Below are 24,961 nucleotides of genomic sequence, written 5' to 3' on the forward strand. Positions count from 1 at the left end.
CGGGCATGCCGAACCTGAGTCATGCAACGTCGCTGTCGACGACGCCCGATCGCCGTTGCCGCAAGCGCGGCGATAGCGGGCGCGCCGTGCGCCTGGGAGTGCAATGAGCCCGTCCGAATTCACCGCGATCGAAGCCGCCGCCTTCGCATCCTGGCCGGCGCTGGACGGTGAAGAGCACTACTGCGGCTGGCGCCTGCGGTACGGCGGTGGATACACCAAGCGCGCCAACTCCGTGAACGCGACGGCGGCCGCGACGGCGCTGTCGGATGCACAAATCGACGACATCGAAAGACGCTACCGCCAGCGAGGTCTTCCGCCGATCTTCAGGCTGGTGTCGCAGGCGCTGCCGGACGGAACCGATGCGGCATTGGAGCGGCGCGGATACCGTTACCTGGATCGCGCGCTGGTGATGAGTCTGCCGCTGCAAGCGCGGCATGCCGGCCAGCCGCCGACGATGCTCGCCGATGCCGCCGACTGGCTCGCCGAATTCGTAGGCCGCTCGGGCATCGCAGCGGCCGGCAACGATCTGCACTTGCGCATGTTGCGCGCGATCGCAGGCGAGTCTGCGTTTGCGCTCGAGCGACGCGATGGCAAGGCGGTGTGCTTCGCGCTGGGCGTGCTGGTGGACGGCAGGCTGGGCCTGTTCGACGTCGCTACCGCGCCCGGCAGCCGGCGCCAGGGCCTCGCCGCCGGACTGTGTGCGCAGTTGCTGGCCTGGGGCTACGCGCGGGGTGCGAGCAGCGCCTATCTGCAGGTCGTCGCGGCCAACGCGCCGGCGATCGCGATGTACCGCAAGCTGGGCTTCGACGAGGCTTATCACTACTGGTATCGCGTCGAGGACTGAAGCCTTCGGCGAGGCGTGACGCGACCGCTACGAAAAAGCCAATCACGTGGGAGCCGACTCTGGCGACGGCCGCTGTCGGGCAGGGCCGCTGCGCCGGCTCAGGCCTTGACCGAGGCCAGCTGCAAGGCTTCTTTCAGCGAATGCGCGACCAGCTCGACACTTTCGGCGAAGGCCGCGGTCGGCTCGGGGTCCATGATGAAATTGCTCGGCACCACGCCGAGCAGACGCGCGCCGGGATTTCGCCGGCGCAGCAGCGCCGACACGCTCACCGCCTGTTCGGCTTCCTGCGCGGGGAACGCGCTGACCAGGAAAAACAGCGCGATGCTGGCGGCGCTGGTGCCCGGCGGCGGCCCGGATTCCAGGTCCGCCACCGACAGATGCCGCGCGTCGATGCCGCTGTCGCGCAGCACGCGTACCAGGATTTCGGTCGCCAGGTCGTCGCGCGCCGAGCCCAGGCCGATACACAGCACCAGCGAGCCGGGCGGCACCGCGATCGGCCCTTGCCAGCGGCCGTTGACGTTCTCGCGCTGGTGGCGCAGGTACTGGCCAAGATTCGGATCGTCGAGCACGGTGATGCGGCGACTGCGCCGCGAGGGCCGCGGCGAATCGCGACCCAGCGACTCGATGACCAGCGCGATGGTGCCGCGCAGCCGGCCCTGCTGCTGGTCGGAAATGCGGCCGGAATCGCTGTCCTTGCGCGCCAGCAGCAGCGCCGGCATCAGAATCGCGTCGCAATACTGCGCGAAGCTTTTGCGCTTCAGGAATGCGTGCGCGGACGCGAGAATCTCGTCGACATCGCTGGACAGCGCACGCTGATAAAACTGCTGCGACTGGCTCAGCGCCGGCGAATTTCCCAGCAGCACGTCGAGAAACGCCAGCGGCTGTGCGTGCCGGCCGGCGACCACCAGGCACAGCGTCAGCGGCGTCGACAGCAGCAGGCCGATCGGCCCCCACAGCCAGCTCCAGAAAATCGCGGCGACCACGATCGACAGCGGTGACAGGCCAGCGGTGTGGCCATACAGCTGCGGCTCCACCACCTGCGCCGCGAGCAGTTCGACGATCGCGAACAGCGCCAGCGTCGTCAGCACCATGGTCCAGCCGGGATCGACCGCCGCGGCGAACACCGCGGCGCTCAGCGCCACCGCGATCACGCCGATGTAGGGCACGAAGCGCAGCACCCCGGCCAGCACCGCCCAGAACATCGCATGCGGCAGGCCGATCAGCAGCAGCGCGATCCAGATCGCAAAGCCGACGCCGACGTTGACGGTGAACTGCGAAACGAAAAAGCGCGACAGCCGTTCACCGGCGTCGTTCAGCGCGCGTGTGGTGCCCTGCAGGTCCGAGCCGCCGGCGAGGCGGATGAAACGATCGCGCAGCGACTCGTATTCGAGCAGCATGAAGATCATCACCACCAGCACGATGCCGGTCTTGCCCAGCGGCCCCCAAACCGATTTGAAGGCCTGCGAAATCAGCTTGGTCGGCGTCGGCCGCGGCTGGCGGATTTCCACCGCCATCACGCCCGGTGTCGGCGGTTTGCTGCCGATCTGCTCGACCAGGCCGTCGGCGACATCCTCGGTTGGATCGGCGAGCCGGCTCATCAGCCGTCCGGCGCCGCCTTGCATCGACTCCATGCGGCTGACCGCCAGGGTTTCCGCCACGCGGATCTTCGAGCGCAAGGTCGCTTCGTACTGCGGCAGGCTCGACGCGAGGCTCACCACCTGCGAGCCGATCGCCAGCGCCAGGCCGAGCAGCAACACGCTGAGGCTGGCGACCACGGTCAGCACCGCCGGCGCCTGGCCGAAGCCGATGTGCTTGAGCGCGCGCACCAGCGGCGCGACCAGCAGGCTGAGCATCGCCGCCAGCGTGATCGGCACCAGGACTTCGCGGCCGAAGTACAGCATCGTCAGCACCACGGCGAAGCCGAGCAGCTTGCCGACGCCGGCTTCGGGCCGCGTCGTCGGCGGTGAGGCTGGGGGCATGGGCATCCTGCTGGTCCTTGCGAAAGCCGAGGCCGGATCATCGCTGTTTGAGTGTCGATTTCAAACCGTGACGATTTCGCCGCGTCGTCATCGGCCCTCGACATCGCGCGGCGTGGATCGCAGCATGGCGCTGTCGATCCACGCCCTTCACGGCGATTCAGGAGCTGCCGATGTCGCAACGCATCCTCGTGTTCTATGGTTCCTACCGCAGCGACCGCATGGGCATCCGCCTGGCGGACTTCATCGTCGCCGGTCTGCGCACACGCGGTGACGACGCCGAGTTGATCGACGCCAAAGCCGTCGGCCTGCCGATGCTCGACCGCATGTACAAGGAATATGCGCCCGGCACCGCGCCGGCCGCGATGGAAGCGCTGGCCGGCAAGATCAAAAGCGCCGATGCCTTCGTCTTCGTCACCGGCGAATACAACTGGGGCATGCAGCCGGGGCTGAAGAACCTGACCGATCATTTTCTCGAAGAGTGGTTCTGGCGGCCGGCGGCGATCGCCAGTTATTCGGCGGGGCGCCTGTCCGGCGCGCGCTCGAATTCCGCCTGGCACGGCACGTTGTCCGAGATGGGCATGGTGGTGATCTCGAGCACGCTGACGGTCGGGCCGATTTCGCAAACGCTCGATGAAAAAGGCGAGCCCACCGGCGATGCCGGGCGTTCGCTGGCGCGCGCGTTTCCGCGGTTCGCGGATGATCTGGCGTGGTGGACGGAGGCGGCGAAGGCGCAGCGGCTTAGAAAAGCGCCGCCGTATTGATGTCGCGACAAAACTCCGTTCGTCCCGAGTAGCCGCATGCGGCGTATCGAGGGATCGGATCGCGGTCGGCTCCCTCGATACGCCCGCAAAAAACGCGGGCTACTCGGGACGAACGGAGTTCGGTGGGGAGTCGCCTAAACGAACTGCGACAGATCCAGCCGGTCGTCGCTCTCCGGCGCCTCGTAGACACGCCATTGCGGATTCAGCGCGTCGCGCAGCAGGATCTGGCCGGCGTCGATGCGCTGCGTGCTGGTATCGCCGCCGCGGACGTCGGTGATCTCCAGTGTGACCGACGCGCGCAGCTTGTCGCTGCCCCTGACGATCTTCGACACCTTGACCGTGAACGAGCGGCTCTTCGGGTCGAGCAGGCGCAGCTTGCGGCCGCTGCTGCTGGTGACGCTCTGGCGGATCGCGCAGGCCGAGTCCTTGAGTTCGAGACGCGCCTGCCACTCCTTCCAGGTTTCGTTGTATTCCAGACCGAAGAAGCGGATGAAATCGAGCCGGCGCGCCTGCATCGCGGAGAGGGCCATCGCCGGCTCGGTCTGTCGAGCTGCCGCTATTCGATGACGAACGAGCGCAGGTGATTCGCGCGCGTCGGGTGGCGCAGCTTGACCAGGGCCTTGGCCTCGATCTGGCGGATGCGTTCACGCGTCAGCTTGAAGTGGTTGCCGACTTCTTCCAGCGTGTGCTCGGTTTCCATGTTGATGCCGAAGCGCATGCGCAGGATCTGCGATTCGCGCAGGCTCAGGCTGTCGAGCAGCTGGTGCGTGGACTGCGTCATCAGTTCCGCGGTCACCGCGTCCAGCGGCGAGACGATGGTGTCGTCGGCCACCAGATCGCCGATGTTGGCGCTGCCGTCGTCACCGATCGGCGTGTCCAGCGACAGCGGCTCGCGCGCGATGCTGAACACCTTCTGCAGGCTGGCCTCGCTCATCTCGGTCTTTTCGGCGATCTCGGCGAGCGTCGCTTCGCGGCCCATCGCCTGGCGGATTTCGCGGCCGACGCGGTTGACCTTGTTGACGCTCTCGATCATGTGCACCGGCACGCGGATGGTGCGCGCCTGGTCGGCGATCGCACGCGACACCGCCTGGCGGATCCACCAGGTGGCGTAGGTGCTGAACTTGAAGCCGCGGCGATATTCGAACTTGTCGACCGCCTTCATCAGGCCGATGTTGCCTTCCTGGATCAGATCCAGGAACTGCATGCCGCGGTTCAGATACTTCTTCGAGATCGAGATCACCAGGCGCAGGTTGGCCTCGATCATCTCCTTCTTCGCGCCGCGCGCCTTGTTCTCGCCCACCGACATGCGGCGGGCGATGTCCTCGATCTCGTCCAGCGACATGCGGCTGTCGATCTCGACCTGGCGCAGCTGTTCGGCCAGGGCTTCGATCTCGGCCTTGTGCGTCACCAGCTTCGCCGAATACTTGCGCTTGCCGCGGATCGCGGTGTCGAGCCAGCGCGTCGTCGTCAGGCCTTCTTCACGGCGGCGCGACAGGAACTCCTCGCGGCTCATGCCGGCTTCGTCGACAGCCAGCCTGAGGATGCGCATTTCCAGCTCGCGCACCGTTTCGCGGCGGCTGCGCAGCCTGGAGTTGAGCTCGGCGACCAGCTTGGGCGCGACGCGCAGCGTGATCACCTGCGCCGCGGTGGCGGCGCGCAGGCGCTGCACCAGCTCCGGCGCGGTCTTGGCATCCTGCGCGGCGGCCGTGGCGATCTCGTGCAGGCGGCGCAGCTCGACGAAAGCGGCCTCGGCCAGCACCGGGTCCGGGCCGCTGATCGGCGCTTCGGTGGTTTCCTCGTCGTCGCCGACTTCCTCGACCGCGGCGGCTTCGACGGGCGCTTCTTCGACCGCGGCCGGCGGCAGGTTCACGGCCTCGTCGGCAAAGCCGAGCAGCACCTCGCCGAGGCGCTTGCGCTCGCCTTCGGTGGCGGCGTAGGCGGCGAGCAAAAGGTCGATGGATTCCGGCGACTGCGCGACTGCCAGCAGCGCGTCGCTGAGGCCTTCCTCGATGCGCTTGGCGATGCGGATTTCGGCTTCGCGGTCGAGCAGGTCGACGCTGCCCATGTCGCGCATGTAGATGCGCACCGGGTCGGTGGTGCCGCCGGCGGCGGCGTTGCCCAGGGTCAGCGAGATCGCGGCGTCTTCGGCCGTGTCCTCGTCGACTTCGGCGGCGGCGGACGGGTCGGCGAACACCGTCGCCTCGCCCTGCGGCGCCTCGTCCAGCACCGGGATGCCGATGCCGCGCAGGGTCAGCACCACGTCATCGATATGCTCTTCGTCGATCGCGGCGCCGGCCAGATGGTCCGAGATTTCGGACATCGTGATAAAGCCGTTTTCCTTGGCGAGTGTGATCAGGGCCCTGATCTGTGACTGCTGTTCGGATGCGTTCATCGATAAGACTCCGTGAAACTCCAGCTTGCGGCTGGATGCGCGATGGATAAGGCGAAGCGTGCCGGCAGGGCCGGCGATACAGCGGGCGGCGCGGTTAGCGGATCACGCGGGCCTCTCGGGGAGGGCGGCGGGCGGCGCGGCGGGCAGTGACTCGAGCAAGGCAGTGATCCGGATCGGCGGCGGGCGCTAGAGCACAATCAGGTCGATTCGTCGCCTTGCAAGGGCGGGGCCGGGATCGAGGTGAGGGCTTGGGGCGTCGGCCAGTATAGCACCGTGTCGTCCGCCCGGACCAGACTGTTACGTTCCTGAACCGGCCAGCGATGGGGCCGCGCCGGGAGCGGCTGCGGGCCCGAGGCTTGCGCGGAGCCGCCCGGGCGCCGATCCTGCCGGTCACTCGTCGCGGACCGCGCCTGAGACCAGCGAGGATCGCGATGGTACCCCCCTGCAAGGAATGTTCGTCTCTGGCCGGCCTCAGCGGCACGCGCACGCCGCACAAGCAGCTGTCGCTGCTCGGCACCGAGCAGGCGGCGCGTTACCGCGTCACCCGTCACCAGACGCTGTACGCCTGCAACGACTGCCAGCGCGTGCTGGTCACCGGCCGCAACACCGGCTGGGTGTTCGCCGCGCCGGCGGCCTAGCGCCGCGCCCCGTCAGCGCAGCCAGCCCCAGCCGTATACCGGGTCCCGCCCGGTCTCGCCCAGGTCTCGCGCCTGGCTCTGCAGTTGCAGTAGCACGTCCTGCACCCCGGGCCGCGACGGCAGCGCGAGCCGGTGCGCGATTTCGGCCGCGACCCGCGGCGCCGCGAACGAGGTGCCGGAGACGGTGGCGCTGCTGGCCCCGGAATAGCGGTTCTCGACGCGCACGCCGGTGGCCGCAAAGGCGATGTAGCCGCCGCGGTTGGCGCGGCGATAGACCCGGCCCTGCTCGTCGACCGCGGTGACCGCGATCACGCCCGGATACGCCGCCGGATAAGCCGCCGCCGCGGCCGGCCCGCCGTTGCCGGCCGCGGCCACGAGCACCACGTTGGCCGCCAGCGCCCGCTTGACCACATGCGCCAGCACCTCGTTGTCCGGCCCCTCGATGCTGATGTTGATCACCGGGTAATGCTCGCTGATCAGCCAGTCGACGGCGCGGGCGATCGCGTCGGCCGGTGCGACCAGCTGGTGCTCGGCGTCGCTGTCGAACACATCGGCGACGCCGAGCCGTGCACCGCCGGCGGAGCCGATCGCCGCGACCAGGCTGCCGTGTTCGCGCGGCGCATAGGCGGTACCGGTGAAGGACTGGGCGTCGACCACGGCAGCGGCCAGCAGCGGCCATTGCCGGTCGGCGCCGGTGTCGATGATGCCGAGGCGCGCGCTGTCGCCGGCGCCGACGGCGGCGGCGGGCGATGCCGCGGTTGCGCCGTCGGCGCCCGATGCGGACGGACGGAACAGGTGGTTGGCCGCGGCGCTGGCCTCCGGCGCCAGCGCCTGGATACGGCTGATCGCGCGCTCCACCGATTCGCCGGGGGCCAGGCGCACGCGCGCGATCATTTCGTCGAAAGCGCCGAGCCTGTGCTCGGCGATCACGCCATAGCCGGCGGCGCGCACCGCGGCCACCGCGGCGTCGCTGCCGATCATCAGCACCTCGCCCTGCCGGCGTTCGTGGCCGTCGACGCCGCGATCGACGTCGATCGACAGCGAGGCGCTGCGCGTCGCGGCGTCGCGGCGCAGCAGGTCGCGGCCGCGGTCGTCGTCGTCTGAATCGTCGCCGGCCGAGTCGCGGTCGCGCGACCCGCGGCTGTCGTCACCTCCGCCATGCCGGTCGCTGCTGCCGCCGCGATCCGATGAGCCGTGACCGGAGCCGTGGTCCGAACCATGATCGGAGCCGTGATCCGAGCCGTGATCCGAGCTGTGATCCGAATCGCGCCCGCCGTCGCGCGCCTGCGCGGCCGTCGCCGCCGCCAGCGATAGCGCGATCAGCAGTGCAGCGGCGAGGGCAGGGCGGCGGTTCATCCGGCGTGACACTACATAAATTGGCAAAGCGGCGGAATAAACTGCGGGCCCGATCGTTGTCGACAGCAGATGGGTGGCGAGCGATGCCGGTGGTGAATGTCTGATTTCAGGCGCGGCCTGGTCGAGTTGCTGCCGCGTCTGCGGCGCTTCGCGCTGGCGCTGTGCCATGCGCCGAACGACGCCGACGACCTGGTGCAGGCCGCGGTCGAGCGCGCGCTGCTGAACGCGGACAGCTGGCAGCCGGGCACGCGGCTGGACAGCTGGCTGTACCGAATCGTCCAGAACCTGTGGCGCGACGAGCTGCGTGCGCACCGCCGTCTGGCCGAGCCGCTGGAAGCGGCGCAGCACCAGGTCGGTGAAGACGGCCGGGAGGTGGCGATGCGCCATCTGCAGGTGTCCGAGGCCGCCGTCGCGCTGCAGGCCTTGCCCGAGGATCAGCGCATGGTCATGGTGCTGGTGGTGCTCGACGACATGAGTTATCAGCAGGCGGCGGAAGTGCTGGGCGTGCCGATCGGCACGGTGATGAGCCGGCTGGCGCGGGCGCGCGGCCGCATGGCCGAAGCGCTCGGTGGCGATACTACGCCGCGTAAAGCGGGACGTTGAAAGGACGACCAAGCTACATGCATTTGAGCGACGACTTACTTAGCGCCTATCTCGACGGCGAACTCGACGCCGAGGCCGCGGCGCGCGTCGAAAGCGCGCTGGCCGGTGATCTGCTTGCGCAGCAGCGGCTGCAGCAGATGCGCGCCAACGACTCGGCGCTGAAGGCGGCGATGCGGCTGCCCGACATCGCGCCGCGCGATCCGCTGGCAGCACGGATCCTGGGCAGTTCGGCGCCGCCGGCTGTCACGCGCATCGCGCCGCGGCGTGCATCGCGTGCGGCTTCGTATCGGGCGATGGCCGCTGGTGTCGGCGGCCTCGCGCTCGGCTATCTGCTGAGCCAGGCGCTGACGCCGGGCGCTACGGCGGTTGCCGTCATCGACGCCAGTCTGAGCGGCGTGCTCGACAGCGTCGCCAGCGGCCAGGCGAGTGCCGATCGCGCGACGCGGATCAGCCTGAGCTTCAAGGCCGCCGATGGTCGTTATTGCCGGGTGTTTTCGCGCAGCGGAGCGGACTACGGTGAAGGCCTGGCCTGCCGCGACGCGAGCGGCTGGCAGCTGGTCGCCTGGGACGCGAGCCAGGGCGAAGCGGCCGGCGGCTATCAGCCGGCTGGCGGCAACGACATGCTCGACGCGGTGATGGACAGGCTCGGCGGCGGCGCTGCGCTCGATGTGCAGCAGGAACGCGCGCTGATAGACGCGCACTGGTCGCCCTAGGCTCAGCGCCGCGCACCATCGCTGTTCCAGCTCAGGCTCAGGCCGCCGAAGAAATCCGGGCTGCCGTCGGACAGGCCGGCGCCCGCCGACGCGACCACACGCCAGGTCGGCGTTAGCCGCAAGGTCGTGGTGGCCTCCAGCGCGCTCGGATCGGCCGAGCCGACGACCGAGGCATCGCGCCAGCTGTAGTCGGCGCCGAGTTCGATGCGCGTGCCGAGATTGATCCAGGCACCGACGCCGGCCTGCCAGCCGTCGACGCGATCCAGCGTCGACGAGTGGCCGAGAAAGCGCCGGCCGGCGTTGACGTAGGCGCCGCCGGTGCCGGCGTCCCAGCCCAGTTCGGACAGCGCCGCGTAGTCGGTCGCGCCGACGCCCAGGCCCTGGCTCTCGCTGCCGGTCGCGAACTTCAGCTTGCCGGTGACGTCCAGATACGCCGGCGTGCCGGCGATGTCGTCGAAGCTGTAGCTCAACGCCAGGCTGGCGTCACCGATGCCGGAGACGTTGCGATCGGCGGCGAAGCGATCCTCGGTCTCGGTCTCGGTTTCGGTCTCACCGCTGCCGTCGTCGCTGCCGCCGCTGTTGCTGCTGCCACTGCCGCTGTTGCCCGAGCCGCTGCTCGAGCTGTCGCCGCCGCCGTGATCGTCGACGACCACGGTGACGTCGGCCGGGCCCTGCACATAGACGTAAGGCACCGAGGCGCGCAGGGTCCAGGCGTTCCATTTGAGCCTGGCGGAGAACGGCACGACGACGACGTCGGTGCTGGCGCTGCTGCCGAACTTGCCGGTCGAATATTCCGAACCGGTGGTGAATTGCCAACTCGTCGCCGCATCGGCGGCCGATGAGCCGAGCAAGCTGACGATGGATGCGGCGGCGATCCGCCAGCGGTTCAAGCGATGCACTTTTTCTCTCCCCAGGTCCGGCCGATGTTTCGGTCCGGCGCGGCCATCATCGCAACAGCGTCGCGGCCGCTGCAAATTATTTTCGGCGAGGCGGAATAAACTGCGATGCCGATCGTTTTCCGTTTGAGGCCGCGGCGCTGCGCCGCCGGCCAGGGCTGTATTCGAACGCAAAAAACGAGAGAGATCCAATGAAAGCAATCGGCAATGTGATCGCGGCGGGCAGCCTGGTGCTGCTGGCGGCCTGCGGCGGTGGCGGCGGCAGCAGTGACGACGATGCGACGGGCACCGCGCCGACCGCGCTGGTGATGAGAGGCACGATCACCGGTTTCGGCAGCGTGATTGTCAACGGCGTGCACTTCGACGTATCCAGCGCCAGCTTCCAGATCGACGATCACGGCGGCGGCCAGGACGACCTGTCGGTCGGTCAGGTGGTCACCGTCGCCGGCAGCGTCGACGATCACGGCGTGCATCGCGCCAGCGAAGTCGTCTACGGCTCCGAAATCCGTGGTCCGGTGCAGAGCATCGACCTGGTCAACCAGCGCTTCGTCGCGCTCGGCCAGACCGTGGTCGTGTCGGCCGCGACGATCTACAGCGGCATCACCGGCCTGGACCTGCTGGCGGTCGGCAACACCGTCGAAGTCAGCGGCTTCCCGAATGCGGCGAGCGGCGTGCTCGAAGCCAGCTTCGTGCGCAAGCAGGACAGCGCCGGTGAAGCGCGGCTGCGCGGTGCAATCGCCGCGCTGGATGCGGCGCAGAAGCGCTTCGCCATCGGCAGCCAGGGCATCGACTACGCGTCGGCGACGCTCGATCCCGCGAGCCTGACGCTGGCCAACGGCCAACTGGTCGAAGTGCGCGGCGCGCTCGGAGCGGATGCGCTGTTGCATGCCAGCGCGGTGCGCGCTCGACACGGCTTCGACGCCGGCGAAGATCATCACTCGGGTGAGGCCGAAGTCGAAGGCCTGATCGCCAGCGTCAACGGCGGCGGCTCCTTCGTCGTCAACGGCGTCACCGTGACCACCTCGTCGACGACGGCTTATACCGGCGGCAGCGCCGCCGATCTGATCGTCGGTGCCAAGCTCGAAGCCGAAGGTGCATTGCAGAGTGACGGCTCGCTGCAGGCGCGCAAGATCGAGTTCAAGACCGCCAGCGGCGCGGACGGCCGCATCAGCGCGGCGATCGAGGCGATCGACGGCAATGCCTCGACGATCCGCCTGCTCGGCACCACGTTGTTCGCCAGCTCGTCCACGGTCTACAAGGACGATCGCGATCACATCAAGACCTTCACGTTTGCCGGTCTCGCGGTCGGCGACTGGGTCGAAGTCGGCTTCGTCAGCAACGGCCAGCAACTGCAGGCGACGCGCATCGAGCGCGAGAAGGCCGACACGCGCAGCGAAGTGCGCGGCGCACTGGGCGCCTTCAACGCCGACAGCGAGCAGCTGCAGATCGCCGGCGTCAGCGTCGACGCCGCCAACGCGGTGTACCGGCGCAACGAGGTCACGCTGAGCCAGGCCGAGTTCTACGCGGCGGTCGCCATCGGCTCGTCGGTGAAGGCGCGCGGCAGCTATGCCGGCGGCGTGCTGACCGCCAGCGAAGTCGAGCTCGAAAACGAGCAGGACGACGACCACGGCAGCGGTGGTGGCAACGATGACGGCCCCGGTCATGGTTGATCTTGGCCACTGCAAAGCAGCACCGCTGTCTCCGTACCATCGGAACATCCATCAGAGAACCATCATGAAACTCAATATTTCTTCGCTGCGCCGTGTCCGCGTGATTTTGTCTTTCGCCGTCGTCGGCCTGACGATGCTGCTGTCGCCGGCGGCTCATGCCGGCAAGGAGTGCGGCGCGATCAAGGCGACCATCTTCAGCGGCGGCAGCAAGCTCGCCACCTACAAGGCCGGCGACAAACTCAGCGTGCCGGCGAGCAAGATGCCGGCCGGCGCGATCATGAAGGTGCGCGGCGACTTCGTCAGCTACGACGTCGCACTCGACAGCTTCGAGGTGCGCAACTACACGCTGACCGGCAAGGCCGGCAAAGGCCAGATCACCGACGAGCCCACGCCGGTCTACGTCACCAAGACGCCGGATGTCGGCGTGCTCAGCGGTGACATGAGCCTGAAGATCGACAAGGGCGGCAGCATGGTGGTGCAGCGCGGCAGCAGCAAAAAAGCCAAGATCCAGAGCAAGGACTGCACCCAGGGCGGCGTGTTCCAGATGGAGCCGTCGCCGACCGCCAACGAGACCAACACGCTGGCACCGGGTTTCCGCTACTGCTACCAGGCGACGCCGTCGTCGGCGCTGTTCTTCACCAACGACGTCGTGCTCGGCTACGACAGTCCGGAGACCGCGTCGCTGCTCAGCGGCGGCGCCGGTGGCAGCCAGGCGCTGTGGGAAGTGATCGGCGGTGGCCGCATCGGCATGGTCGTCGGTGAGGATGCCGACGAGAAAATCATCGAGCAGTCGGGTTCGATCGACGCCGGTGGCCTCTGCCCGCATCAGACGATCGGCGACTAAAGCGTACGCACCGGCGGCGTTTGCAGGCCGCCGGTGCGCCCTCCACAATCGCGGCGATCCCGTTCACACCGCGCTGCGCATGCCGACCAAGCCCAAGGCGACCGCCTATTTCACGCCGGAACTGTTCCGCTTCATGCGCGCGCTGGCGCGTAACAACAGCCGTGAATGGTTCCTGGAAAACAAGGCGCGCTACGAGGCGCAGGTGCGCGAACCGGCGCTGCGGCTGATCGCCGACATGGCCGCGCCCCTGCAGACAATCACGCCGCAGCTGGTCGCCGACCCGAAGAAGGTCGGCGGCTCGCTGTTCCGCATTCATCGCGACACGCGCTTCTCCGGCGACAAGACGCCGTACAAGACCCACGTCGGCATCAGCTTTCACCATGCCGCAACCAAGGCGGTGGCGCGCAGCGAAGGCAGCAACGCGGCCATGGGGCGGCTCGACGCGCCGGTGCTGTACCTGCACATCCAGCCCGGCGCGAGCTTCATCGGCGGCGGCATCTGGCATCCGCAGCCGGATACGCTGAAGCTGATCCGCGACTACCTGCTGAACAATCCCAAGAGCTGGAAGGAAGCGACGCGCGCGCCGCATCTGCCCAAAGAATGGAGCATGGGCGGCGAGGCGCTGTCGCGGCCGCCGCGCGGCTACGATCCCCGGCACGAGCTGATCGACGATCTGAAGCGCAAGGACTTCATCGCCAGCACCGAGATCAGCGACGAGGAGCTGCTGAGCGCGGATCTGGTCAAGCTGCTGATCAAGCGTTATCGCAGCGTCGCACCGCTGTACGACTGGCTGTGCGGCGCGCTCGATCTGGAGTTCTAGCGCAATGACGGCCGCATGACTTCGTATGTTGCGCTGCTGCGCGCGGTCAACGTCGGCGGCACCGGCAAGCTGTCGATGGCCGCACTCAAAACGATGTGCGAGGCCGCGGGCTTCGCCAAGGTGCGCACCTACATCGCCAGCGGCAACGTCGTGTTCGACAGTCGGTTCGGCGAAGCGAAGGTCAAGGCGATGCTCGAAGCGGCGCTGGCTGAGTACGCCGGCAAGCCGGTGGGCGTGATGGTCCGCACCGCGGCGGAAATGGCCGCGGTACTCGCGGCAAATCCGTTCCCGAAGGCGGCGCCGAATCGCGTCGTCGCGATCTTTCTCGATGCCGCGCCGCCGACGGATACCTTGCAGGGCGTGACCCATCTCGACGGCGAGCAGATCGAGCTTGGCACGCGCGAAATCTACGTGCATTACGGCGACGGCATGGCGGATTCCAAGCTCAAGATCGCGGCGACGAAGAACGGCACCGGGCGCAATATCAATACGGTGGCGAAGCTCGCGGAAATGGCGGCGGCTCGCTGAGCGGTGCGTCCCTCGATACGCCGCTGCAGCGGCTACTCGCGAGGAGCGGGATCAAGCCGCGACATCCAGAACCCGTTCCTCCCGAGCAGGCTCGCTCGCGAGCCGTATCGAGGGACGCAGCAGCGCTACCAGACTCGGCAACGCTTGGCGCTGACCATCGCCTGGCCGGCCCTGCACGAGAACGCGGCCTGGAACTCCGGCATGTTCACCATCAGGCCATTCACGCGGTATTTGCCGGGTGAATGCGGATCGGTCAGCGCATTGGCGCGTAGGTTTTCCGGGCGGCTGTTTTCGCAGGCCCATTGCGCGTAACCGATGAAGAAGCGCTGATCCGGATTCAGGCCGTCGACCGGGCGCAGGCGCTGGTTGGCGGTCTCCGCCTGCCAGGCCATCCAGCCGAGCACCAGGCCGCCGAGATCGGCCAGGTCTTCGCCTTCGCTGAGCTTGCTGTTGATCCGGATGTCGTCGACCACCACGTAGTGCGAGTACTGGTCGACCACGCACTGCGCGCGCTCCTCGAAGGCCTTGGCGTCGGCCGGCGTCCACCAGTCCTTGAGATTGCCCTGCGCGTCGAACTGGCGGCCTTCGTCGTCGAAGGCATGCGTCAACTCGTGGCCGATGGTGCTGCCGGTGTTGCCGTAGTTCGGCGCCGCATCCATTTTCGCGTCGTACAGCGGCGGCTGCAGCACGCCGGCGGGGAAGTTGATGTCGTTCATCTGCGGGTCGTAGTAAGCGTTGACGGTCGGCGGCGTCATGCCCCATTCGCCGCGGTTCAGCGGCTTGCCGATCTTGTCGAGCTGGCGCTGCGTCTCGAACCGGTTGCCACGTACGACGTTGCCGGCAAAGTCGTCGCGCGCGATGGTCAGCGCCGAGTAGTCGCGCCAGCTGTCCGGGTAGCCGATCTTGTTGACGATCGTGGACAGCTTTTCGACGGCCTTCTTCTTGGTTTGGTCGCTCATCCAGCTCAGCTGATCGAGATCTTCGCGCATCGCCTGCTCGACCTGCTTGGCCATCTTCAGCGTGTCCGCCTTGAGCTGCGGGCTGAAGCTGCGGTTGACGAACTCCTGGCCCAGCGACTCGCCGAGTTGCGCGTCGACCAGCGCGACGCAGCGCTTCCAGCGCGGCTTGAGTACCGGCACGCCGCGCAGCGTCTTGCGGAAGAACGCGAAATTTTCGTCGACGAAGGCGCTGGACAGATAGTCGGCCTGCGCATGTGCCACATGCCAGCGCAGATAGGTCTTCACGTCGGCGACCGGCGTGGCGGTCCATTGCTGGTTCAGCGCCTGATAGAACTTCGGCTCGGAGACGTTGAAGGTATCGGTGCCGCCGAGGCCGATGCCGCGCAGGTAGGTGCTCCAGTCGAACGCCGGCGTCAGCGCCTGCAGCGCCTTGGCGTCCATCTTGTGATAGGTCTTGTACGGATCGCGCAGCTCGACCTGGGTCAGGCTGGCCTTGGCCAGCGCGGTTTCCAGCTTCAGCACCGTCGCCGCGTTGCGCTTGGCCTGAGCCGGCGCGTCGCCGAGCAGCAGGAACATCTTCTCGACATGCTGGCGATACTGCTCGCGCAGTTTTTTGGATTTGGCGTCGCCGCGCGTGTAGTAGTCGCGATCCGGCAGGCCGAGACCACCGGCGCCGGCGGAAGCGATCACCTGCGAGGCATCGCCGTAGTCCTGGCCGGAACCGAAGCCGAAGAACAGGCCGTCGTCGGCCAGGCTCATGTGCAATCCGGCGAGCAGGGCGGGCAGATCTTGGTTCGATTTCAGCGCGGCGATCTGCGCCAGCGCGGGCGCCAGCGGCGCAGCGCCGAGTTTCTCGATCGCGCCCTCGTCCATGCAGGCGGCGAAGTAGTCGCCGAGCTTGCGCTGCGCGCCGCTGGCCGCGGCGCCGTTGTTGGCGAGGCCGTCGAGTATGCCCCACAGAAAACGCTGGTTGTCCTGGTAGAGCTTGCCGTAGACGCTCCAGCTCGCCTGGTCGGACGGGATCGGATTGTTCCTGATCCAGCCGCCGCAGGCATATTGATAGAAGTCCTCACAGGGATTCGCCGTTGCGTCCATCGCCTGCAGATCCAGGCTCGGCGTGTACGGCAACGCACTCAGTGGCGCTTCGCTGGGCGTGGGCGCCGCGGCTGTCGCCGCTGCGCTGATGAAGAGCGTCAGTGTCGCCGCTGCAAGCGCTGCTTTGATGTTCATCGGTTTTCCCGCGTGGCCCTGGATGGTGCGCTGTTGCGGCGGCAGAAAGCCGAAAGGGGCACGGCAAGGTCGTTTGGCGACCACCGTGCCCCTTCGGGCTTTTGAAGCGGGCGACCGCAGCGCGTGCCGACCCGCGCGCGCTGCGTCGCTACGCGGTTTAAGCCGCGGCGTCCTTGAGCTTCTTCAGCGGACGGACCTTGACCTTCACCGAGGCCGGCTTGGCGGCGAACCACTGCTCTTCCTTGGTGAACGGGTTGATGCCCTTGCGCTTCGGCTTGGCCGGAACGGCGGTGGCGCTGATCTTCAGCAGGCCCGGCAGCGTGAACGAACGCGCGCCCTTCTTGCTGATCGACGAGTGCACGGCGGTTTCGAGCGCGGCGAGCACGGAGCGGACTTCCTTGGTGGCCAGGCCGGTGGCTTCGGCGAGATGTGCCGTCAGGCCGGTCTTGCTCAGCGATTCCTTGATCGGCTTGGCAGCGACCGGCTTGGCAGCCTTGGCGGGGGCCTTTGCCGGAGCCTTCTTCTTTGCGACTTTCTTGGTGGCCATAGTGGTTTTGTAGTCCTCTATACGTGGAATGTAAGTACTGCCTTCGGGCGTTTCTTGTAGCCGCAAACGGCACGGCAGCGTGGAATGTAGGGCAAGCGCTGCGCCGCGCCAAGCCCATAGCCGAAAAAAACTGCAGTTTTCCGCTTGATTCGTGCAAGTGCGCGCCGATCTATCGGTCATAATCCGCCGCGCCGAGTCGTCCACGCGCTGCGCGAATGCCGCGGCGGGACGCGATCCGGCGAGGCTCACCGAGGAGGAGACGCTTGCAGCCCATCATCACCGTCAAGGCGCTGACCAAGACCTACGCATCGGGTCATCACGCGCTGAAGAACATCGATCTCGAAATCCGCCGCGGCGAAATCTTTGCGCTGCTCGGGCCCAACGGCGCCGGGAAAACCACGCTGATCAGCGTGATCTGCGGCATCGTTAATCCCACTTCTGGGAGCGTGACCGCCGACGGCCACGACATCGCCCGCGAGTACCGGCTGGCGCGCACCAAGATCGGCCTGGTGCCGCAGGAGTTGTCCACGGACGCATTCGAGAGCGTCTGGGCGACCGTGAGCTTCAGCCGCGGCCTGTTCGGCAAGCCGGCGAACCCGGCTTTTGTCGAGAAACTGCTGCGCGACCTGTCGCTGTGGGACAAGCGCGACACCAAGATCATGGCGCTGTCCGGCGGCATGAAGCGCCGCGTGATGATCGCCAAGGCGCTGTCGCACGAGCCGCAGATCCTGTTCCTGGACGAGCCCTCCGCCGGTGTCGACGTCGAGCTGCGCCGCGACATGTGGCAGATGGTGCGCGGCCTGCGCGAGAGCGGCGTGACCATCATCCTGACCACGCACTACATCGAGGAGGCCGAGGAGATGGCCGACCGCATCGGCGTGATCAGCAAGGGCGAGATCATCCTGGTGCAGGACAAGGCCGAGCTGATGGCCAAGCTCGGCAAGAAGCAGCTGACGCTGCAGCTGCAGGCGCCGCTGGCGGCGGTCCCGGCCGAGTTCGCCGCGTATCCGCTGGAGCTGTCGGCCGACGGCAGCGCGCTGACCTATACCTTCGACGCGCAGGGCGAGCAGACCGGTATCGCCGCGCTGCTGCGCCGGCTCAGCGACCACGGCATCGATTTCAAGAGCATCGCCTCCAGCGAGTCTTCGCTGGAGGACATCTTCGTCAACCTGGTGAGGAGCCGCGCATGAGCAAGCCCATACGCTGGCCGCTGAACGTCTACGCGGTACGCGCGATCTATCGCTTCGAGATGGCGCGCACCTTCCGCACCCTGATGCAGAGCATCGCCTCGCCGGTGCTGTCGACCTCGCTGTACTTCATCGTGTTCGGCGCCGCGATCGGCTCGCGCATGGGCGCGGTCGACGGCGTCAGCTACGCCGCCTTCATCATCCCCGGCCTGATCATGCTGTCGCTGCTCAACGAGAGCATCAGTAACGCCAGCTTCGGCATCTACATGCCCAAGTTCACCGGCACCATCTACGAGGTGCTGTCGGCGCCGGTGTCGTTCGTCGAGATCGTGCTCGGCTATGTCGGCGCGGCGGCGAGCAAGTCGATCATTCTCGGGGTGCTTATTCTGATCACCGCGCGGCTGTTCGTCGCCTACGAGATCGCGCATCCGATCTACATGCTCGGCTTCCTGGTGCTGACCGCGGTCACCTTCAGCCTGTTCGGCTTCATCATCGGCGTCTGGGCCGACGGTTTCGAAAAGCTGCAGATCGTGCCGATGATGATCGTCACGCCGCTGACCTTCCTCGGCGGCAGCTTCTATTCGATCAGCATGCTGCCGCCGCTGTGGCGACAAGTGGCGCTGTTCAATCCGGTGGTCTATCTGATCAGCGGCTTCCGCTGGAGCTTTTTTGGCATCGCCGATGTCAGTGTCGGGATCAGCCTGGGCATGACCCTGCTGTTCATGCTGATCTGCCTGGGCACGATCGCCTGGATCTTCAGGACCGGCTACCGGCTGAAGAACTGACCCTCGGGATATTGACGCCATGACCATCGAATACAGCCACATCGAAAAATTCGCCGCCGTGATGGCGGAAGCCGTGCTGACCTATCTGGATTCCGGTGAGCCGCAGTGGGTGACCTGGGACGGTTTTTCGCATCGTTTCGACTTCACCGTGTTCGCGCTGGAAGACGGTGCCACGCCGGCGATGCTGCTGATCGACGAGAACTGGCCCAAGGCGGTCGGCGACGTCGAGGAGATCATCGACCCGGAGCACCCGGAGTTCGACATCGACGCGCTGCGCAACGCGATCGAGGCGCAGATCCTCGACGAGGGCTACGGCGAGCGCCTGCTGAAAGTGTTCCAGGAGCGCCTCGAGCGGCTGCGTTCCGGCGAGATCGAGGACGACGAGCCGGATGAGCCGGACGAGACCTGAGTTCGTGCTGGCTGCTGTTGTAGGAGCGGATCCTATCCGCGACTGTGCACTCGCAGTCTCAGTCGCGGATGGGATCCGCTCCTACAGCTGCGGAATCATCGGCCGCGCTTAAACAACATATACCCCCGCCTCGCGCTTCTCGCACTTGAGCACGAAGCTGGAGCGCACGTCCTTGATGCCGGGCAGCACCAGCAGCTTGTGCGACATCAGCTCGGCGTAGGCGTCGAGATCGGTGGTGACGATGTGCAGCAGGTAGTCGACGCTGCCGGTCATCAGGTAGCAGGCGCGCACTTCCGGCAGGCCGCTGATCGCGGCGTGCAGGCGGTCGACATTGTCGGCCGTCTGCCGTTCCAGGCTGATCTGTACGAAGGCCTCGACGTTCAGCCCCAGCGTCTTGCGATGGATCATCGTCGTGTAGCCGCTGAGCACGCCGCGTTCTTCGAGTTGCTTGACGCGGCGCAGGCAGGCCGCCGGCGACAGGCCGATCTGCTCGGCCAGCGCGACATTGGAGATGCGCGCGTCCCGGGCCAGGGCATCGAGGATGCGGTTGTCGAGCCGATCGAAGCCGTTCGCAATAATATTGCGTGCTTCTTCCTTTTTCTTTGCCAAAGTTGCTCCAAAGGCGCATAAAGCTGGCTACATTGATAGCACATTCGTCGATTGCATCCCTAAGATTGTCTGTATAAGGATTGGAGAACCCTCATGCAGAACCCGACTCAGGCGACCCCGGCCATCGACACCCGCAACCCGCTCGGCACCGACGGCTTCGAGTTCGTCGAATTCACCGCGCCGGATCCGAGCGTGCTCGATCCCTTGTTCCGCGCGCTGGGTTTCAGCCGCGTCGCCGAGCACCGCTCCAAGCGCGTCGCGCTGTACCGCCAGGGCAACATCAATTTCATCCTGAACGGCGAGCCGCAGTCACTGGCCTCGAACTTCGCCGAGGATCACGGTCCCTCGGCCTGTGCGATGGCGTTCCGCGTGCGCGATGCGCGCTTCGCGTTCGAAGAGGCGGTGCGCCGCGGTGCGACGCCGATCGACGGCCCGGTCGGGCCGATGGAACTGCGCATTCCGGCGATCGAGGGCATCGGCGGCGCGCCGCTGTACCTGGTCGACCGCTATCAACGCGACGACCGTGACGAGTCGATCTACGACGTCGATTTCCGCTTCCTGCCCGGTGTCGACCGCCATCCGCGCGGTGTCGGCCTGACCGAGATCGATCACCTGACTCACAACGTCGAGCGCGGCCGCATGGCGGTCTGGGCCGAGTATTACGAGCGCCTGTTCAACTTTCACGAAATCCGCCACTTCGACATCGAAGGCAAGCACACGGGCCTGGCGTCCAAGGCGATGACCGGCCCCTGCGGCAAGCTGCGCATCCCGATCAACGAAAGCGCCGACGACCGCAGCCAGATCGCCGAGTATCTGCAGGCCTATCGCGGCGAAGGCATCCAGCACATCGCACTGGCGACCGACGACATCTGCGCCACCGTCGATCGCTTGCGCGCGCTCGGCATGCCGTTCCTGGCGCCGCCGCCGGACACCTATTACGAAGGTATCAAGGAGCGCCTGCCGCATCACGATGAAAACGTCGAGGAGCTGCGCAAGCGGGCGCTGCTGATCGATGGCGCCGGCGAAGGCCGCGTGCTGCTGCAGATCTTCACCGAGACGCAGATCGGGCCGATCTTCTTCGAGATCATCCAGCGCAAGGGTGACGAGGGCTTCGGCGAGGGCAATTTCAAGGCGCTGTTCGAGAGCATGGAACGCGACCAGATCCGCCGCGGTTCGCTGAGCGAGTCGTGAAAACTTCGGAGCTTGAATCCCTTCTCCCTTCGGGAGAAGGTGCCCCGAAGGGGCGGATGAGGGCGTCGCAGGGACGCGCGAACGTCGAGGCCCTCACCCCAACCCCTCTCCCGGAGGGAGAGGGGCTATTGAAGGCGGTGAATCCGTTCAAGATCGAAGGCGCCTGCCAGCTGCGCGGTGACTACGCGCAATGCGCCGCCGATTACAGCGTGCGCCAGGATTACGCACGCTATACCGAGGCCGACCAGGTGCTGTGGCGGCGGCTGTATGCACGCCAGGCGAAGCTGATCGAGCGCTACGCGGCGCCGGAGTTCATCGCCGGCGTCACCGCGCTGGACATGGCCGACGAGATCCCGCGCTTCGATCGCGCCAACGCCCTTTTGGCGCGCGCCACCGGCTTCGAGCTGGTCGCGGTGCCGGGGCTGATTCCGAACGAGGTGTTCTTCGCGCACCTGGCGCAGCGCCGCTTCCCGGTCAGCGTCTGGCTGCGACGCGAAGACGAGTTCGATTACCTGGTCGAGCCGGACATCTTCCATGACTTCTTCGGCCACGTGCCGCTGCTGTCCAATCCGGTATTCGCCGACTACCTGCAGAGCTACGGCCGCCAGGGCCTGGCGGCGATCGAACTCGATGCGGTCGAGCCGATGTCACGGCTGTACTGGTACATGGTCGAGTTCGGCCTGATCCGGACGCCGCAAGGCCTGCGCGCCTTCGGCTCCGGCATCCTGTCCTCCGGCGGCGAGACCGTGTACTGCATCGAGTCGCCCGAGCCGCTGCGCATCGGCTTCGATGTCGAGCGCGTGATGCAGACCGCGTATCGCATCGACGCCTACCAGCAAACCTATTTCGTGCTCGACAGCTTCGAGCAGCTGTTTTCGCAGACGCGCGGTGATCTGCGCGAACTGCTGCTGCGCGTGCGCAAGGCGCCGGCGATTGCGGCGACGCAGACGCGGCCGGGTGATCGGATCATCGGGCTGTGAAGCCGTCAGCCCTGACCCAGCTCCGTTCGTCCCGAGTAGCGGGCCTTGCCCGCGTATCGAGGGAGCAGACCGCGATCCTATCCCTCGATACGACCACTGCGTGGTCTACTCGGGACGAACGGAGTCTTGTTGGAGACATCGCATGAACAAATGGATCTACCGCCCGCCGACCGAAGGCCGCACCTCGCGTCAGGCGCATGCGGATCTGCCCGACGGCCTGTACGAGCGCGAACTGGGCAAGAGCGGCTTCTTCGGCCCGGTCACGCACATGATGCATCCGCATCCGCCGACCGGCTGGACGTCCTGGGAAGGCCCGCTGCGGCCGCGCGCCTTCGACCTGACGCGCTGCGATGCCGCCGCGCCTTCACCCTGGGATGCGAGCGAGGTGCTGAGCAACGCGCATGTGCAGTTCCGCTACTGGCGCTGTCCGTCATCGATGGATCATCTGGTGCGCAACGGTGACGGCGACGAGCTGCTGTTCGTGCATGAGGGCCAGGCCGAGCTGTACTGCGACTATGGACATCTGAGCATCGAGCCCGGCGATTACGTGGTGCTGCCGCGCGGCACGATGTGGCGGCTGGATTGCAGCGCGCCGGTGACCTTGCTGCTGATCGAGGCGACGCAGAGCAGCTACCGGCTGCCGGACAAGGGCCTAGTCGGCGAGAACGCGATCTTCGATCCGGCGATGTTCGACCTGCCGAAAATCGACGAGGCCTTCAAGCAGCAAAGTGCGCAGACGCGCGAGTGGAAAGTGCGCATCAAGCGCCGCAATGCGATCTCGACGGTGACCTATCCGTTCAATCCGCTGGACGCCGAAGGCTGGCACGGCACGCTGCATCCGGTGCGCATCAACGTGCGCGACCTGCGGCCGCTGATGTCGCATCGCTATCATCTGCCGCCGTCCGCGCACACCACCTTCGTCGCCGATCGCTTCGTGATCTGCACGTTCGTGCCGCGGCCGTTCGAGACCGATCCGGGCGCGATCAAGGTGCCGTTCTTTCACAGCAACGACGACTTTGATGAAGTGATTTTCTACCACGCCGGCGACTTCTTCTCGCGCGACGGCATTCATCCGGGCATGGTGACGATGCATCCCTGCGGTTTCACTCACGGCCCGCATCCGAAAGCGCTGACGCGGATGCTGACGCAGACCAAGCCGGCGACCGAGGAATACGCGGTGATGATCGATACGCGCGATGCGCTCGATGTCGGCGCGGCCGCGAGCCGCGTCGAGCGCGAGGACTATCACCAGTCCTGGCGTACGGCACCCATCAGCGGGAGCGGCGCATGAAGCTCGCCACACTGCGCGACGGCAGTCGCGATGGCCGCCTGGTGGTGGTGTCGCGCGACCTCAGCGTCTGCATGCCGGCTGCTGTCGTGTCGACGATGCAGCAGGCGCTGGATCGCTGGGACGAAGTCGAGCCGCTGCTGCAGCAGCAGTCGGATCGCATCAACGGCAAATCCGCCGCGGGCTTCGCGCCGTTCAATGAGGCCGACTGCCTGTCGCCACTGCCGCGCGCTTACCAGTGGCTGGACGGCTCCGCTTACGTCAATCACGTCGAGCTGGTGCGCAAGGCGCGCGGCGCCGAGATGCCGGCGAGCTTCTGGACCGATCCCCTGATGTACCAGGGCGGCAGCGATGCCTTCCTGGCGCCGCGCGACAACATCCCGCTGGCCGACACAGCCTGGGGCGCGGACTTCGAGGCCGAGATCGCGGTGATCACCGGCGACGTCGCGCTCGGCAGTGATGCGCAGACGGCGCGCAACGCGGTGCGCCTGCTGATGCTGGTCAACGATGTTTCGCTGCGCAACCTGATCCCGAACGAGCTCGCCAAGAGCTTTGGTTTCATGCAGTCCAAGCCCTCGTCGGCGTTCTCGCCGGTGGCGGTGACGCCGGACGAACTCGGCGCGGCCTGGGACGGCGGTCGCCTGCACCTGCCGCTGCTCAGCGCGCTCAACGGCGCGGCTTTCGGCAGGCCCGATGCCGGCGTCGACATGACCTTCGATTTCCCGACCCTGATCGCGCACGCGGCGAAAACCCGGCCGCTGGGCGCCGGCACGATCGTCGGTAGCGGCACCGTCAGCAATCGCGATGCCGACGGCGGCGCCGGGCGGCCGGTGGGCGAGGGCGGCGTCGGCTATTCCTGCCTGGCCGAGCTGCGCACGGTCGAGACCTTGCGTGGCGGCCAGCCGCAGACGCGGTTCCTGCAGCACGGCGACCGCGTGCGCATCGAAATGCTCGACGCGCGGGGAAGCAGTATCTTCGGCGCGATCGACCAGACGGTCGCCGCACCGGAAGCCGCTAGATGAGCCCGACGACCGCACTGTACGACTATTACCGCAGCTCGGCCGCGTTCCGCGTGCGCATCGCGCTGAACATCAAGGGCCTGCCTTACGAGCAGCGGCCGCTGCACCTGACGCGCGACGGCGGCGACCAGCACCGCGAGGCGTATCGCGCGATCAATCCCCAGGGCCTGGTGCCGGCGCTGGCCGACGACGGCGAGCTGTACACGCAGTCGCTGGCGATCATCGAGTACCTCGAAGACAAGCATCCGCAGCCGCCGATCCTGCCCTGGCATCCCAATGACCGCGCCTACGTGCGCGCGATCGCCTTGCAGATCGCCTGCGACATTCATCCGCTGAACAATCTGCGCGTGCTCGATCAGCTGCGGCTGCAGTTCAACATCGACGACGCGCAGCGCCTGGCGTGGATGCATCACTGGCTGCACGCCGGTTTTGCCGCGCTGGAAAGGCGTCTCGCCGGCGATCCGCACACCGGTCGCTACTGCTTCGGCGAAAACGTGACGATCGCCGACATCTTTCTGGTGCCGCAGGTCTACAACGCGCGGCGTTTCGAGCTGCCGCTGGCAGCGTATCCGACGATCGTGCGCATCGCCGACGAGGCGTCGAAGCTCGATGCTTTCCGTCGCGCCGTGCCCGAGAATCAGCCCGACGCGGAGTGAATATTTTCCCTCTCCCCTTGTGGTAGAGGGTGTCGCGTAGCGACCGGAGAGGGGTAG

General features: G+C 66.9%; 25 protein-coding genes. 17 read left to right on the forward strand and 8 right to left on the reverse strand.

Going from position 1 to position 24,961, the window contains the following annotated elements:
* Positions 1–103: 103 nt before the first annotated feature.
* On the forward strand, positions 104–844 hold the full coding sequence (locus ACQZF9_RS00885) for a GNAT family N-acetyltransferase (protein WP_428311394.1): 741 nt from the start codon (positions 104–106) through the stop codon (positions 842–844).
* A gap of 98 nt (positions 845–942) precedes the next feature.
* Here ACQZF9_RS00885 and ACQZF9_RS00890 read toward each other — a convergent pair whose 3' ends face one another.
* Positions 943–2,829, reverse strand: a complete 1,887-nt coding sequence (locus ACQZF9_RS00890) for an AI-2E family transporter (protein WP_428311395.1) — start codon at positions 2,827–2,829, stop codon at positions 943–945.
* A gap of 164 nt (positions 2,830–2,993) precedes the next feature.
* Between ACQZF9_RS00890 and ACQZF9_RS00895 the strand changes: the two genes are divergently transcribed.
* Positions 2,994–3,584, forward strand: coding sequence for an NADPH-dependent FMN reductase (locus ACQZF9_RS00895; protein WP_428311396.1), 591 nt, complete (start codon positions 2,994–2,996; stop codon positions 3,582–3,584).
* Between the two features lie 134 nt (positions 3,585–3,718).
* On the opposite strand, the gene ACQZF9_RS00900 is transcribed toward ACQZF9_RS00895, so the two are convergent.
* The gene (locus ACQZF9_RS00900; protein ID WP_428311397.1) at positions 3,719–4,114 is read right to left on the reverse strand and encodes a hypothetical protein; all 396 of its coding nucleotides are present in this window, start codon (positions 4,112–4,114) and stop codon (positions 3,719–3,721) included.
* A 26-nt stretch (positions 4,115–4,140) separates the two neighbouring features.
* Entirely contained in the window at positions 4,141–5,976 is a 1,836-nt protein-coding gene (gene rpoD, locus ACQZF9_RS00905; protein WP_428311398.1) for an RNA polymerase sigma factor RpoD, read from the reverse strand.
* A gap of 431 nt (positions 5,977–6,407) precedes the next feature.
* Here rpoD and ACQZF9_RS00910 point away from each other — a divergent pair, with 431 nt between their 5' ends.
* Positions 6,408–6,614 (forward strand): hypothetical protein, encoded by a 207-nt coding sequence (locus tag ACQZF9_RS00910; protein ID WP_428311399.1) that lies wholly within the window; start codon positions 6,408–6,410, stop codon positions 6,612–6,614.
* A gap of 12 nt (positions 6,615–6,626) precedes the next feature.
* On the opposite strand, the gene ACQZF9_RS00915 is transcribed toward ACQZF9_RS00910, so the two are convergent.
* A complete protein-coding gene (locus tag ACQZF9_RS00915) occupies positions 6,627–7,970 on the reverse strand; it encodes a S8 family serine peptidase (RefSeq protein WP_428311400.1) in 1,344 nt (447 codons plus the stop codon).
* Between the two features lie 96 nt (positions 7,971–8,066).
* On the opposite strand from ACQZF9_RS00915, the gene ACQZF9_RS00920 reads away from it, so the two are divergent.
* Together ACQZF9_RS00920 and ACQZF9_RS00925 are read left to right on the forward strand one after the other, a co-directional pair.
* Positions 8,067–8,573: an RNA polymerase sigma factor gene (locus tag ACQZF9_RS00920; protein WP_428311401.1), complete on the forward strand. Its 507-nt coding sequence runs from the start codon at positions 8,067–8,069 to the stop codon at positions 8,571–8,573.
* Positions 8,574–8,590: 17 nt separating this feature from the next.
* On the forward strand, positions 8,591–9,286 hold the full coding sequence (locus ACQZF9_RS00925) for an anti-sigma factor family protein (protein WP_428311402.1): 696 nt from the start codon (positions 8,591–8,593) through the stop codon (positions 9,284–9,286).
* Between the two features lie 2 nt (positions 9,287–9,288).
* On the opposite strand, the gene ACQZF9_RS00930 is transcribed toward ACQZF9_RS00925, so the two are convergent.
* The gene (locus ACQZF9_RS00930) at positions 9,289–10,185 is read right to left on the reverse strand and encodes a hypothetical protein (RefSeq protein ID WP_428311403.1); all 897 of its coding nucleotides are present in this window, start codon (positions 10,183–10,185) and stop codon (positions 9,289–9,291) included.
* 188 nt (positions 10,186–10,373) lie between these two features.
* On the opposite strand from ACQZF9_RS00930, the gene ACQZF9_RS00935 reads away from it, so the two are divergent.
* From ACQZF9_RS00935 to ACQZF9_RS00950, 4 genes are all read left to right on the forward strand, one after another.
* Positions 10,374–11,852 (forward strand): DUF5666 domain-containing protein, encoded by a 1,479-nt coding sequence (locus ACQZF9_RS00935; protein ID WP_428311404.1) that lies wholly within the window; start codon positions 10,374–10,376, stop codon positions 11,850–11,852.
* A 64-nt stretch (positions 11,853–11,916) separates the two neighbouring features.
* On the forward strand, positions 11,917–12,696 hold the full coding sequence (locus tag ACQZF9_RS00940) for a hypothetical protein (RefSeq protein ID WP_428311405.1): 780 nt from the start codon (positions 11,917–11,919) through the stop codon (positions 12,694–12,696).
* Positions 12,697–12,775: 79 nt separating this feature from the next.
* Positions 12,776–13,516 carry a DUF2461 domain-containing protein gene (locus tag ACQZF9_RS00945; protein WP_428311406.1) on the forward strand — a complete coding sequence of 247 codons (741 nt, stop codon included), beginning with the start codon at positions 12,776–12,778 and terminating at the stop codon, positions 13,514–13,516.
* A 15-nt stretch (positions 13,517–13,531) separates the two neighbouring features.
* Positions 13,532–14,044, forward strand: a complete 513-nt coding sequence (locus tag ACQZF9_RS00950; RefSeq protein ID WP_428311407.1) for a DUF1697 domain-containing protein — start codon at positions 13,532–13,534, stop codon at positions 14,042–14,044.
* A 125-nt stretch (positions 14,045–14,169) separates the two neighbouring features.
* Here the strand turns inward: ACQZF9_RS00950 and ACQZF9_RS00955 are convergent, their stop codons facing one another.
* On the reverse strand, positions 14,170–16,233 hold the full coding sequence (locus ACQZF9_RS00955; protein ID WP_428311408.1) for a M13 family metallopeptidase: 2,064 nt from the start codon (positions 16,231–16,233) through the stop codon (positions 14,170–14,172).
* A 157-nt stretch (positions 16,234–16,390) separates the two neighbouring features.
* Positions 16,391–16,780, reverse strand: a complete 390-nt coding sequence (locus ACQZF9_RS00960; RefSeq protein ID WP_428311409.1) for an HU family DNA-binding protein — start codon at positions 16,778–16,780, stop codon at positions 16,391–16,393.
* 263 nt (positions 16,781–17,043) lie between these two features.
* Between ACQZF9_RS00960 and ACQZF9_RS00965 the strand changes: the two genes are divergently transcribed.
* From ACQZF9_RS00965 to ACQZF9_RS00975, 3 genes are read left to right on the forward strand one after another with little or no spacing between them, the layout of a single operon-like run.
* Positions 17,044–17,970: an ABC transporter ATP-binding protein gene (locus ACQZF9_RS00965; protein WP_428311410.1), complete on the forward strand. Its 927-nt coding sequence runs from the start codon at positions 17,044–17,046 to the stop codon at positions 17,968–17,970.
* Positions 17,967–18,752, forward strand: a complete 786-nt coding sequence (locus tag ACQZF9_RS00970; RefSeq protein WP_428311411.1) for an ABC transporter permease — start codon at positions 17,967–17,969, stop codon at positions 18,750–18,752. The genes ACQZF9_RS00965 and ACQZF9_RS00970 overlap by 4 nt, the downstream gene beginning before the upstream one ends.
* Before the next feature lie 19 nt (positions 18,753–18,771).
* Positions 18,772–19,161: a hypothetical protein gene (locus ACQZF9_RS00975; RefSeq protein ID WP_428311412.1), complete on the forward strand. Its 390-nt coding sequence runs from the start codon at positions 18,772–18,774 to the stop codon at positions 19,159–19,161.
* Between the two features lie 108 nt (positions 19,162–19,269).
* On the opposite strand, the gene ACQZF9_RS00980 is transcribed toward ACQZF9_RS00975, so the two are convergent.
* The gene (locus tag ACQZF9_RS00980) at positions 19,270–19,770 is read right to left on the reverse strand and encodes an Lrp/AsnC family transcriptional regulator (RefSeq protein WP_428311413.1); all 501 of its coding nucleotides are present in this window, start codon (positions 19,768–19,770) and stop codon (positions 19,270–19,272) included.
* Between the two features lie 93 nt (positions 19,771–19,863).
* Between ACQZF9_RS00980 and hppD the strand changes: the two genes are divergently transcribed.
* The 5 genes from hppD (at position 19,864) to maiA (ending at position 24,904) form a co-directional block, all read left to right on the forward strand.
* Positions 19,864–20,961: a 4-hydroxyphenylpyruvate dioxygenase gene (hppD, locus tag ACQZF9_RS00985; protein WP_428311414.1), complete on the forward strand. Its 1,098-nt coding sequence runs from the start codon at positions 19,864–19,866 to the stop codon at positions 20,959–20,961.
* Positions 20,962–21,098: 137 nt separating this feature from the next.
* The gene (gene phhA / locus ACQZF9_RS00990) at positions 21,099–21,941 is read left to right on the forward strand and encodes a phenylalanine 4-monooxygenase (protein WP_428313491.1); all 843 of its coding nucleotides are present in this window, start codon (positions 21,099–21,101) and stop codon (positions 21,939–21,941) included.
* 142 nt (positions 21,942–22,083) lie between these two features.
* The gene (locus tag ACQZF9_RS00995) at positions 22,084–23,232 is read left to right on the forward strand and encodes a homogentisate 1,2-dioxygenase (RefSeq protein WP_428311415.1); all 1,149 of its coding nucleotides are present in this window, start codon (positions 22,084–22,086) and stop codon (positions 23,230–23,232) included.
* Complete coding sequence (locus ACQZF9_RS01000) at positions 23,229–24,251, forward strand: fumarylacetoacetate hydrolase family protein (protein ID WP_428311416.1); 1,023 nt, start codon at positions 23,229–23,231, stop codon at positions 24,249–24,251. The genes ACQZF9_RS00995 and ACQZF9_RS01000 overlap by 4 nt, the downstream gene beginning before the upstream one ends.
* On the forward strand, positions 24,248–24,904 hold the full coding sequence (maiA, locus tag ACQZF9_RS01005) for a maleylacetoacetate isomerase (RefSeq protein ID WP_428311417.1): 657 nt from the start codon (positions 24,248–24,250) through the stop codon (positions 24,902–24,904). The genes ACQZF9_RS01000 and maiA overlap by 4 nt, the downstream gene beginning before the upstream one ends.
* Positions 24,905–24,961: the final 57 nt, after the last annotated feature.

Source organism: Hydrocarboniphaga sp. (assembly GCF_965279055.1).
In the GTDB taxonomy this organism is placed as follows: domain Bacteria; phylum Pseudomonadota; class Gammaproteobacteria; order Nevskiales; family Nevskiaceae; genus Hydrocarboniphaga.